The organism is Methanobrevibacter sp. V74 (genome assembly GCF_963082495.1).
In the GTDB taxonomy this organism is placed as follows: domain Archaea; phylum Methanobacteriota; class Methanobacteria; order Methanobacteriales; family Methanobacteriaceae; genus Methanocatella.
This window is the reverse complement of the sequence record NZ_CAUJAN010000003.1, coordinates 120,373-132,680: the sequence shown is the minus strand read 5'-3', so window position 1 is coordinate 132,680 and position 12,308 is coordinate 120,373. Positions and strand designations below refer to the sequence as shown.

The window sequence follows — 12,308 nt, the reverse complement described above, 5'->3', positions numbered from 1 at the left end:
AAATATGAGGTTTAAATATTATGGTAAAATGTAAACCTGTTTATAAAAATCTAAACTTAATAAAATCATTCAGTGAACAACAATATGCTACTGTTCAATGGGCAGAGCAATGTTGTCAAAATGATGAATGGTTACGTCAGCAAGTCGAAAAATTAAAATATTTAACTCCTCCAGCTATTCGTAAAAATTATAATATTCGTACATTTTTTGATGAAAAAAGTAGTTATGGTTGTAAAGTCAATGGGGGAGAAGTAGGATTTAATAATAGTGTATCTGAATCAATTCTTGTTGATTTCACCGATATGAGTTTAATTGATTATTCAAAATCCACTGTGGATTTTGTAACTGAAGATATTGGTGATGGCGAAAGTGTAACATATTGTAGATTACAACAACACCCAGTTAAAACTCCTCCTAATGTGGAAACATTCGGAACAAGTACTGGTGGGAGTAACAATAGTTTCTGGTATGTGGGGTATAATAAGTCTAAGAATTATAATTTAAAAGCTGATTGGTTAAAGGATTGGAAAAGATATGATATTCCAAGTGTTTGTCGTGCTCAAACTTTTAAAGCTAAGTATTCTGGTGCTTTAACAAGTATAGATTTAAAATTAGATTATAATGGATCTAGTAGTAAAAGTTGTGCAAGTCCAGTATATGTTCAGATCTGGAAAACTTATAAAAAATTTGTCCCAAAAACTAAATGGAATAAAACTAAAAAGAAAATGGAATATAATTATGTCCCCTATGCTTCAAAATACAAGGGATATCAAAGATATAATAAATATCAAAAGAAATTAAAATACACTAGTGGTAAACATAAAGGTGAGTACAAAAAAGATAAAAATGGCCATATACTCACTGAAACTGCATATCGTAAAGCAAGTAATGGAACATATGTTATTGAAAGAGAATACATTCAATGGTTAGGGCATAATAAAAAGAACCCTAAATATCAGAAAGGAGTTAATAATCCTTATTTATCTGATGTGTATCATCCATTAGCAGAAGCTGTTTATGATAAAGCAGGTAATCCTTGGCCGAATATTCAGTTTGAAAAACCTGTGAATATTAAGAAAGAGGAAACTTATGCTATTGTAGTGTTTAGTCCTTTGTCTGATTGGAAACATTGTCCAAGATGGGGTGGATGGGGTCGTAATTGTAAAAGAGACAATATTTACCCTGATGGTAATGCATTCATGTCTGAAGATAATGGTCGTACTTGGAAACGTTATGGTAAAAATGGTGTGGATACTGGAGAGAATGGTAAACTTTTAGAGTATAAAAAAGGAAAATACACTCCACAGGATTTTGCATTTCAATGTCATGTGGAAACAAATTCAGGTTCATCTAGTGCTGTTTATAATGATGATGTGGAATATTTGTATTTAAATCCGATTTTCTCAAATCCTATTCGTCAAGTAATTTTGTCATATAATGATAATGGTAGTGAAACAGTAAATTCTGAGAATCATATTCATGTTGAATATGAGTATTCAACTGATGGGGATTATTGGACAAAAGTCACTAACACCAGTGTGATTACTTTTGATGAGAATAAACCTACTATGCTTCTTTTTAGAGCGAAATTATGGAGAGACACTAATGTTGTAGAAGGTAATGATACGTATGGCAATCTCACTCCACATATTGAGAATATTAATATTAATCTTGTAACTGTTCCTGCGAAAGAAATGTATGCTCGCACATCTTTTCATGATCCAAATACTGAAGGCATTCTTGGTGCTAGTGTGTGGGGGCGCATTTTCGCTCCATTCTCAAAAGATGCAACTGTAAATTGTGAGGTGGAAATTATTCAAGGATCTACTGTTACAGATCATTTTGATTTTATTAGGTTAAATGATGTTGATGAAAAATTGTCTTTACTTGGATTAGATTATCCTGTTGTTGCGAATTACATTGATGAAGAACGTGCAATATATTTAACCGACCATCCTGAAATTCTAACTGAATTAAAAAGTAGATATGTTTATGTTAAACCTTATGAATTTGAGAATAAGTTATATCTATTAAGTTTCAGTCCATCTCCTGAAGACATGATTGTTTATAAAACAAGTGATGATGATGCCTTTTCTGATTATGATCTTGGAGGTTTAAGTTTTAGTAATGAAGTTGCTTTTCCTATTCAAAAGGTTCGTTTGCAAGCTCCAGAGCATGAGGGTCTTGATAATGGTGTTGATGTTTTTAGTGAGTGGATTGATTATACTTTTGATTATGAAAATAATAAGTTAATATTTAAACCTGAAACAATTGATGACATTGTTGATGGTGATTTATATATTACTTATAATCCAGTTTTCATTAGTGGATTGTCTCCTGAAGAAGTGGGAATTCATATTGATAGTAGTACTGGTTTGTATAGTGAAGGTTTGATTCTTGATTATTTTAAAGAAACAATACTTGTTGAAGAGGTTCATCTTGAAACAAGACGTGTTAGTTTGAAAGCCAAACCCGTAGATCCTATACGTCAAGTGTATTTGTATAAAAATGGGATAGATGATGAGCCATTGGAGTTATTTGAGAATAAAGATTTTATATTGGATATTGAATCTAATGAGCTTGTTTTTACTGTGAATGTTAATGATTCAGAAACTATAATTCTTAGTCAAGGAGATATTTTAGAGATTGTTTATACTCCTAATTTGGAGGATAATAAGATTGCTTTAGGTTATTATGCAACAAGAGAAGATATTGATATGCAAGTTCATATTAAAGATGTTTATTTTGAAGTAAAAGTATAAAATTGGAGAGGTTATTGTAAAATGGTTTCTATTGAAAGTAAAATTTATAACAAAAGCAGTGATAATGAGACTATTATTGGTGCAACTATCATATTATATAATGATGTGAATAATGAAATTACACGAGTTAACGTTGTTGATGAACAAGAAGTTAATAATTTAAAATCAAAATTGAATGTTATCGATGAAACATACATTAAATACAATGAAAATAGTCATTTAAAAGGCAGAACAATTGATGACATATTAAATAATAGTCTTCAGAATATTGATATTAATGCAACAAAACTATCTGGAACTCCTAAAAGTAGTTTTAGTCAAGTAGGACATGATCATGATGACAGATATTATACTGAATCTGAAATAACTTCAAAATTATCTGGAAAAGCAAACAGTGTACATACTCATAACTCTGCAACAAACACTGATGATGGGTTCATGTCCTCTTCTGATAAAAATAAATTAGATAATATTGTTTATGATAGTGGATGGCAACGTCCTATCTTAAATCCAATTGCACAATCAGTATTTGTGGAATATGATAAAGCTAGATCTGTAAGGTATCGGAGAAAAAACAGTATTGTTCAAATTATTGGTGCTGTAAAACCCACTGCAAAAATAGTTTTGAGTGGGGCACAAACTATACCAGTATTAAAATTACCTTCAGACTGTTGTCCTCCTCAAGATCTCGTTATTCTACAACAAGGAACAGATTCATTTAGATTTGTGATGATAATTAACAGGGATGGAATGGTGTATATTTCAAGGTATACTAATAACACTAGTATTGGTCAGAACATCCCTCAGGGAGCTTGGCTTAATTTGAATTGTACATATATGGTGTAAAAGGGAAGTGTAACTTTATGAAAATTAATAAAGAATGTAAAGGATGTTGTTATAGGAGAACATGTGCCCAAAACTTAGAAAATTGTTGTTACCTTGTAAGAAGAGAGAGTATACGTAATTGCCCTCCTTCTTTTATTAATCTACAAAAATCAGGAGTATGAAAATAATGATATGGAATGATACTGTGAGCATAGCAGAAACTGTGAAAGAATATGTTGAAAAAAACAAGAAAATTCCAACTAAAGTGAAAGGATTAACCTACGCTGAATATGGATGTTTATTAACAAAAGCAGTTATATCTCCAGGTAAAGAATTAGTGAAATTAAATATTAAAAATGCACCTAATCCTAATGGAGATAATGTTAATATTACATTGAGTAAAAGTGAATATGTGAATCTTGCTAAGATTATTAATAAATTTATTTCAACTAGTAATAGATTACCGAATTATGTAATTTATAATAATAAAAAGATTAATCCGAAATTATGTATTTATTGTTTTGCAAAAATTGTAACTTTTTATAATGCAAATAAAAGATTACCAAACACTTGCACATTCAATAGTGGAGTGTTCAAATCATCCTCAGTAAAATCTAAAAATAAGCATGGGCATGCAATAAAAAGTGGTTGTGATAATGTTGGGCAAAATAATGGATATTATTGTGGGTGTCATAGTCTTCAAGAAGTGTTTCGTAATTTAACTGGTAAAGTTGTAAAACAATCTACAATTGCACGTGTTGCAGGAACTACAACTAGTGGTACTGACCATAAAGGTTTAGAAACTGCCGTGGCATGGTTTAATAAGAAATATGGTTATAATTTACGTGTGGAATGGAAAAATTTATCTGATATTGGTTGGAAAGGAATTAAAAAAATAATTGATAGTAATAATCAAGACTGTGTAATTCACAATAAATATCGTAGAAAATGGGGACATTATGAAGTGATAAATAATTTAAATAATGGCATTGTTAAAGTACAAAATAGTCTAGGAGATAAATGCAGTAAAGGTTGTTATTGTGGTTATGTTGAAAAACGCAGTACAAATGAATTCACATCATATATTCAGCTCATAAGTCAAAAATCAATCATGATTATAACAAAGAAATAGTATGAGGGTATTTTTTTATGAAACAGATAATAATAACAATATTAATTAATTTAGCACAAGCATTGCTCAACAAAGCATACAATCGTTCAGGTTTAACAGATAGGATACTACAGGACCAAATACGAATTAATGAATTACGTAATAAATATGATATACCGGACAAAAAACAAATTAATGAAGATGGTTATGTGCAATGACGCCTGAAGAATTTAAAGTTTTTAATGAAATTAATCAACGTAATATTATTCGTGCAAAGATTAAAGCTTTGAATTTTAGATTATTAACTTGTTTAGATGATGAATGTCAAGAAATTGAAGAAGAACTTGCATGTTTAAGGGTGGAATTAGATAAACTTATAAAAGAAAATTTTTATATATCTGGGATGTCAGATTAATTATTACATTTTATTAAAATATTTGTTCGTTAGTATGTTGCTGAACATTTATTTTTCATGTTTTTTTAAAGTCGTTTTAGGTTTGAAAAAATCAAGTAACTAACTTCGACTATAGAACAAAAATATATTTATTCAATTAGAAGTAAAAATTTAAGGTAGGTGTAATTATGGAGTATGAAGTTAAAGTTATTCCAGAACAAAAATTGGGAGTTATTAATTGTAAAACTCCTATTTCAGATTTAGGTGTTTTCCTTTCCATGCTGATGGGGTGGGTTGATGCTGAAGAGATTGAAACTGAGGGTGAACCATTTATTGTTTATTTCTCACCAAGACATGAAGTTAATCAAGGCGATGCAGTTTACGATGTTAGTATTACAATTAAAGAAGATGCTGATGAGACCGATAAGATTCGTGTTGTTGATATGATTGCAAATAAAGTTTTAGCAGGTAAACATTATGGTCCGACAGATAATATTTTGGATACCTATGCCGAATTAGTTGAAGTCGCTCAAGAAAATCATTATGATATTATCGGATCTCCTAAGGAAGTTTTAGTTAGAAGTTTCCACAATTGTGATGATGAAAATGAATTTATAACTGAAATTCAATTGCCAATCATTGAAATGTAAGTGATAATATGGCTAAAAAAGAACTGGATATTGATGAGGAAATTAAAAGAATTGCCCGTCAATCCAACATAAATATGAGAAAATCCGAATATTCTTTTGATAAGCAATTAAATAGATTGGATAAAGAAATTAATAAGCTTTCAGATGATAAAATTAAAAGCTTTGATGATAATAAGAAGATGACTCATGATTATCTGGAGCTTGATTTTAGTCATGATACAGTTGATAGATATCGGGAAAAATTGAAAAAAATCTAATTTTTCTCAAAAAAACTTTTTTTTAAAATAATTCTATGAATTCGTTTAAGGGAATGGCTAGTGAAAACTTGCTAAATGGATTAATAGCTATTCCAAAATATTCTCCATCACTATCCTGAATTATTTCAGCTAAGTTTTCAGTATAAATATTGATTACATCAAATTCCACATTACTTTTAATAACTTCGTCTTCATCACTAAACAATGCTATAAATTGATTTTCATTATCATCAGCTATTTTCAATGGCTTAAAACGTAAAGGTTCTTCAATATTCTCAATGGTGCTGTTTTTAAGAGCATCTGCAGAAATAATTTCAATAGGCATTATCAATTGGGCTTTTTTTAACTCTTCAACTAATAATTCATCATCTTTAGAGCTTGCTTCACATTCAGGTATTGAAATTAATTCTTTGAGTTTTTTGTTCATTGTCCAACAACTCTTAAATTATGAACTAATAATTTTGGAATAATGTAATGTCCATATTGTTTGACTTCGGATTTCACTCCTTCAATTTCTTTCATAATTTCAAATACATTTCCAGAAATCATGGCTTTGTTGATAGGATCGCCCATTTCTCCATTTTCTATTTTAAATGCATTACTTACTTCTACTGAAAAGTCTCCAGAAATGGGATTTGCAGTATGGGCTCCAAGCACACTGGTTGTTAAAACTCCATTGCTGATTTCAGACAAATCCTTCATTTCACTGAATTTAAATTCGAGGTTTGTTGGTGAAATCATTGGTGTTGATAAGTATGTTCCTCTAATTCCATTGGAAGTAGTTTTTACGCCTTCACGATTGGCAGTGTAGATGTCATAAATAAATGAGCTTAATCCACCATCCTTAATTAGTGCTGTTTTTTGAGAAACACTTCCTTCTCCATCACATTTGGAGGTATACATTCCCTTTTCAAGTAATGGATTGTCAATAATGGATAATGTTGAATTTGCAATATTTTCCCCTAATTTATCTTTTAAGATTGATCTTCCTCTACTTACATTTTCACCATTAAAAGCACCTAAAAATGTTTGCAGAAGTCCAACTGCAGCATAATAATCAAGTACCACATCATAATCTCCAGTTTCAACAGGTTTTGTGTTAAGTGAACTTTTTGCAAGGTCACATGCTTCATTAGCTAGTTTTTCACCATCTATATCAAAGAATCTTGATGATTGTGAGTTATAGCCAGTTGCAATTTCACCATCTTTTTGTATTGTTACAGATAAACCAAGACCAAATCCTGTTCCTTTATTTTCAATGGAGACATCATTTGAATTTATAATTAATGATTTTCCTTCACTTGCACTAAATCCAGAACCAGTTACTTCACATCCGCTTTCACCAGCAATTGCAATGGCATGTTTTAAAAATTCCACCATTTCATCAAGACTTAAATCTTTGAATTTATTGTCGTAAACTTTTTTTACTTCAGCTACTTTTTCAGCTTCCGCAAATGCATAATTCTCATCTACTTTTGTTAATTTAGTGTTATCAATAGCTTGCAACCCGGTTTCAGCTACTTTGTCCAAGTTTGAGGTAAATGCAAAACCTTGTTTATTGTCTTTTATAACTCTTACTCCAAGACCACGTTCAATTTCTTCTTTTGCAAAGTTTAATTCATCTTTAAGTGAATCTAATTGGATTGTTTTGCTTTCATCAATATAAATTTCGTAAGCATCACATTTGTTTTCAACAGCTTTTTTCACATCTTCTGCAATTTCATATATCATATTATCACTATAATGCAAATTTCTCAATGGCTTCGGCTACTCCATCACCGAAGAAATTTTCACAAGTATAAGTACTAACCTCTTTTAATTTGTCGTCTGCATTTCCAACAGCTATTTTATATCCAACTTCTCTTAAAAATTCTTCATCATTTAGACTGTCCCCAATAGCCATTACATTTTTCATGTTTATTCCATTTCTTTCACATAAATATTTAAGGGAAGTTCCTTTATTAACACGTTTATCGGTAATGTGAAGTGCAAAACCACTATCGTAGATTTCAAGCTGATCACTATATTTAAAATCTTTTAGGGCATCTTCTATTTCTTTTTTATAAATAGTTTTGTAAAACACGGTTTCTGTTAAACGGTACATATTATCGTGAGATGCATGTTCGTTAAATTTATCACCTAACTTTTCTTTTAAGTGATTTTCAGCGGAGGTTATAAAATCACGTTCTATCATGGTTTCAACAGCATTGTCATTTTGACCTTCCTTAAAAACGATTCCTCCGTTTTCTGCAATTAATCCTCCGCTGCATCCGATAAACACTTCTGCAGCATATGCAAAATTAACAACATTTCCGGTGACTATAATTGTTGGAATTCCCGCATCTTCAGCTTTTCTTAAAGCTTCGATTGCTGAGATGCATATTTGACGTTTCTCATCGGTTATTGTACCATCAATATCAACTGCTATTGCTTCAATTGTCATGTTATCCTCTTGAATATCTGTGGGCAATGTTACAAGTTCCTTCTTTGCTTACCATACATGCTCCGATTGGGTGAAGTGGATTACATGCTTTTCTAAATAATGTACAATCGTCAGGTCGTGCAAGACCTCTTAAAATCGGTCCACAAATACAGCCCTTTGGAGCTTCATTAACATCTTTAACTTCAATATCATATTTTTCACGGGCATTAAAGTCATCAAATTCTTTTTTAACTTCTAAAATCGAATTTGGCATTTTGGGAAATCCTCTCCATTCTCTAGATGTTACATCAAATACCTGATTAATCATATCTGTTGCAACTTCATTTCCTTCTTCTCTAACAGCTCTTTTATATTCATTTTCTACTTTCGGTGTTTCATTATGAATTTGTCTTAAGATCATATAAACTGACATTAATATGTCTAATGGGTTAAATCCGGCCACTACCTGTGGGATTCCATAATCTGTTGAGAAGTATTCGAATGGTTTAGTTCCAATTATGGTGCAAACGTGTCCTGGCTGGATTAAAGCATTTAAACTGGTCTCTCCGGAATTGATTAAAAAATCAATTGCCGGTGGGATTAATCTGTGACAGGACAATACTGAGAAGTTTTCTGGAGGTGTTGAAAGTAATTCTGCAGCGGTTGTTGGTGCGGTCGTTTCAAAACCTGCTGAGACAAAAACAACATCATTGTCTACTTTTTCAGCTATTTCAATAGCTCTATTGATTCCATAAACTACTCTTACATCTCCACCTTCTGCTTTAGCATCTGCAAGTGATTTTTGTGAACCTGGAACTCTTAACATGTCCCCAAATGTGGTTACTGTAACGCCCTTATCAATAAGTTCCAGTGATTCATCAATTTCACGTGATGGAACTACACAAACGGGACATCCTGGTCCGGCAATTATTTCTACTTCTTCGGGAAGTAAACTCCTAATGCCGTTTTCCATGATGGTATGTTCATGTGAGCCGCAAACATGCATTATTTTAACTGGTGTAGCTAAATCATTTATTTTATCTAACAATTTTTTTGACATCTCTTTCATATTCATTATAGCACCGAAGATTTAATATTATATTATTATAATATTTAATATTGCATTAATTAAATTTTATTGTAATTTTTAAGGGATAGACATGTTTAACAATAATAAAATTTTAGTAGTTATTCCTGCAAGAGGGGGTTCAAAAGGTATTCCTCGTAAAAATATTCGTTTACTTGATAACAAGCCTTTAATCTCTTATTCCATCAATATAGCTAAATCTTCAGCATATGTTGATGATGTTGTCGTAACTACTGATGATTCTGAAATAGCATTATTATCTGAAAAATTTGGTGCAAGCGTTATAAGACGCTCTAAAGATTTGGCGAGGGATGAGATTCCACTTGATCCGGTTGTTTATGATGCTATGATTCAAAAAGAAAAACAGGCTTTTGATGAATATGATTTGGTAATCACACTTCAACCAACTTCCCCATTGTTAAAAACTTCAACTTTAGATATGGCTATTGAAAAATTTGAAGATTTTGGGATAGATAGTGTATTGTCTGTTGTAGATGATAGGCATTTAAGTTGGAGATATAATGAGGATAATCAGAGATATTTCCCAAATTATGTTGAGAGAAAAAACAGACAATATTTGCCAAAAAATTTTAGAGAAACGGGAGCAATTCTTGCAACCCGCAGACATTGCATGCATGAAGATTCACGTTTAGGAGTTAATGTTGACTTAATTGAAGTATCACGTGAAGAAAGTGTCGATATTGATAATTATGAAGATTGGTGGATTGCTGAGAATTATCTGCAGAAAAAAAGAATAGCTATTGTCGTAAATGCTTATGATGAAATCGGCACTGGCCATGTTTACAGGTGTTTGTCAATTGCCTCTAAACTGGTTTTCCATGATGTATTATTTTTCCTTGATGAATCTCATCAGTTAGGAATCGACATTGTAAATAATTATAATTATCCATTCACTACATATGATGGCAGTGATGATTTATTAAATAAGTTAAGACAATACTCTCCACAGCTTGTAGTTAATGATATTTTAGACACTACTCGTGAATATGTTACTATCTTAAAAAATAATGGTTATTTTGTAGTTAATTTTGAGGATTTGGGAACTGGTACGGAAGTAGCTGATGTGGTCTTTGATGCATTATATGAGCATGAGATTGGTGAAAAAAATGTTTTCACAGGTCATAAATATTATATTTTAAAAGATGAATTTTACTTTCAACCTCAAAAAATCATCACTCAAGGGGTTAACAACATTTTAATCACCTTTGGCGGAACCGACCCAAATAATTTCACAGAAAAGGTCATTGATTCAATTTTAACTACTAATTATGAGGGAAGAATTAATGTAATACTTGGATTAGGTTACAGGGATATTGAAGGACTTATTTCTAAATATGAACCTTATCCGTCAATTCAAATTTATAAAAATGTTTTAAATATTAGTGAATTCATGTTCAAAGCAGATATAATATTTACTTCTTCTGGCAGAACAATGTATGAGGTTTGTTCACTGGGTGTTCCAACAATCTGTCTGTGTCAAAATGAAAGAGAGTTAACTCATGTCTTTGCTAACAGTAGAAATGGTTTTATTAATCTGGGTTTGGGTGTTGATGTTGGAAGGCAAGAAATAATCGATGAATTTATTAATTTAGTTAATAATTATGATTTAAGAAGAGAAATGAATGAAAAAATGTTGGCTACTGATTTAAAAGACGGTTTTGAAAATGTTTGGTCTATTGTTCGTGAAGAATATCGCAAATTTGTCCTAGAGGTAAAACATGAAAATTTTTAAAAGATACCCATATTTAATAGCAGAAATCGGTGTTAATTTTTATGACATTGCTAAAAAAGAAGGAATGTCTGACATGGCCGCAGCTAAATTCATGATTAATGAAGCAAAAGAATGTGGTGTAGATGCAGTAAAGTTTCAATCATATAAAGCTGAAACAATAGCATCAAAAAACTCTCCTGCTTATTGGGATTTATCTGAAGAGCCGACTACTTCTCAATTTGAACTGTTTAAAAAATTTGATAAGTTCGGTGTTGGGGAATACAGGGAACTTGCAGAGTATTGTCAAAATATCGGAATCAACTTTTTATCCACTCCATTTGATTTTGAAGCCGTTGATTATTTGGATGAATTCATGGATGTTTATAAAATTTCCTCTTCTGATTTAACGAATATTCCATTTATTCAATATATTGCAACTAAAAACAAACCTATTTTACTTTCCACCGGCGCATCAACATTAAATGAGATTAAAGCGGCAGTCAATGCTATTGAAGAAGTTTCCACTATCGATATTGCAATTATGCATTGTGTTTTATCTTATCCTACAGCATATGAGGATGCTAATTTGTTGATGATTAAAGATTTAGCTGCAAATTTCCCTGATTATGAAATAGGGTATTCTGATCACACAAAACCTGATAAGAATATGGCTGTTTTAACAACCGCTTATAGTTATGGAGCAGCAATAATTGAAAAACATTTCACATTAGATAAAACACTTCCGGGTAATGATCACTACCATGCAATGGATCCTGATGATGTTATTAAATTCAAATGGAATGTTCATTTCTTATCAAAAATTAATGGTAAAAAGAATAAACAGCCATTAATTTGCGAATCTTCTTCCAGAAGACAAGCAAGAAGATCAATCGTTGCCGCAAATGATATTAATAAAGGTGATGTGATAGCTGCTGAGGATTTAACATTCAAACGTCCGGGAACTGGTATTTATCCTTCCGAAATTGACTATGTCGTTGGAAAAACTGCAAAGATAGACATTTTGGAAGATACATTACTTGATTTTGACATGTTGGAATAATTTGGTGT

General features: G+C 31.3%; 12 protein-coding genes. 8 read left to right on the top strand and 4 right to left on the bottom strand.

Features of this window, described 5'->3' with window-relative positions:
* Positions 1–20 precede the first annotated feature (20 nt).
* The 6 genes from Q9969_RS05520 to Q9969_RS05495 all read left to right on the top strand — a co-directional run bounded on the left by Q9969_RS05520 (position 21) and on the right by Q9969_RS05495 (position 5,999).
* A complete protein-coding gene (locus Q9969_RS05520) occupies positions 21–2,762 on the top strand; it encodes a hypothetical protein (RefSeq protein WP_305555247.1) in 2,742 nt (913 codons plus the stop codon).
* A gap of 21 nt (positions 2,763–2,783) precedes the next feature.
* Positions 2,784–3,608 (top strand): hypothetical protein, encoded by an 825-nt coding sequence (locus Q9969_RS05515; RefSeq protein ID WP_305555244.1) that lies wholly within the window; start codon positions 2,784–2,786, stop codon positions 3,606–3,608.
* Between the two features lie 166 nt (positions 3,609–3,774).
* Positions 3,775–4,719, top strand: coding sequence for a hypothetical protein (locus tag Q9969_RS05510; RefSeq protein ID WP_305555241.1), 945 nt, complete (start codon positions 3,775–3,777; stop codon positions 4,717–4,719).
* A gap of 193 nt (positions 4,720–4,912) precedes the next feature.
* Positions 4,913–5,113, top strand: coding sequence for a hypothetical protein (locus tag Q9969_RS05505; RefSeq protein WP_305555238.1), 201 nt, complete (start codon positions 4,913–4,915; stop codon positions 5,111–5,113).
* A 167-nt stretch (positions 5,114–5,280) separates the two neighbouring features.
* Positions 5,281–5,742, top strand: a complete 462-nt coding sequence (locus tag Q9969_RS05500; protein ID WP_305555235.1) for a GyrI-like domain-containing protein — start codon at positions 5,281–5,283, stop codon at positions 5,740–5,742.
* 8 nt (positions 5,743–5,750) lie between these two features.
* A complete protein-coding gene (locus tag Q9969_RS05495) occupies positions 5,751–5,999 on the top strand; it encodes a hypothetical protein (protein WP_305555232.1) in 249 nt (82 codons plus the stop codon).
* Between the two features lie 22 nt (positions 6,000–6,021).
* Here the strand turns inward: Q9969_RS05495 and Q9969_RS05490 are convergent, their stop codons facing one another.
* From Q9969_RS05490 to hypD, 4 genes are read right to left on the bottom strand one after another with little or no spacing between them, the layout of a single operon-like run.
* Positions 6,022–6,426 carry an SseB family protein gene (locus Q9969_RS05490; RefSeq protein WP_305555230.1) on the bottom strand — a complete coding sequence of 135 codons (405 nt, stop codon included), beginning with the start codon at positions 6,424–6,426 and terminating at the stop codon, positions 6,022–6,024.
* Positions 6,423–7,730 (bottom strand): TldD/PmbA family protein, encoded by a 1,308-nt coding sequence (locus Q9969_RS05485; protein ID WP_305555227.1) that lies wholly within the window; start codon positions 7,728–7,730, stop codon positions 6,423–6,425. Before Q9969_RS05485 ends, Q9969_RS05490 begins: the two co-directional genes overlap by 4 nt.
* A gap of 7 nt (positions 7,731–7,737) precedes the next feature.
* The gene (locus Q9969_RS05480) at positions 7,738–8,442 is read right to left on the bottom strand and encodes a phosphoglycolate phosphatase (RefSeq protein WP_305555224.1); all 705 of its coding nucleotides are present in this window, start codon (positions 8,440–8,442) and stop codon (positions 7,738–7,740) included.
* A gap of 1 nt (position 8,443) precedes the next feature.
* Entirely contained in the window at positions 8,444–9,490 is a 1,047-nt protein-coding gene (gene hypD, locus Q9969_RS05475) for a hydrogenase formation protein HypD (RefSeq protein ID WP_305555221.1), read from the bottom strand.
* Between the two features lie 91 nt (positions 9,491–9,581).
* Between hypD and Q9969_RS05470 the strand changes: the two genes are divergently transcribed.
* Together Q9969_RS05470 and Q9969_RS05465 are read left to right on the top strand one after the other, a co-directional pair.
* Entirely contained in the window at positions 9,582–11,261 is a 1,680-nt protein-coding gene (locus Q9969_RS05470; RefSeq protein ID WP_305514878.1) for a UDP-2,4-diacetamido-2,4,6-trideoxy-beta-L-altropyranose hydrolase, read from the top strand.
* Positions 11,248–12,300, top strand: coding sequence for an N-acetylneuraminate synthase family protein (locus Q9969_RS05465; RefSeq protein WP_305555218.1), 1,053 nt, complete (start codon positions 11,248–11,250; stop codon positions 12,298–12,300). Before Q9969_RS05470 ends, Q9969_RS05465 begins: the two co-directional genes overlap by 14 nt.
* The last annotated feature ends 8 nt before the right edge of the window (positions 12,301–12,308 follow it).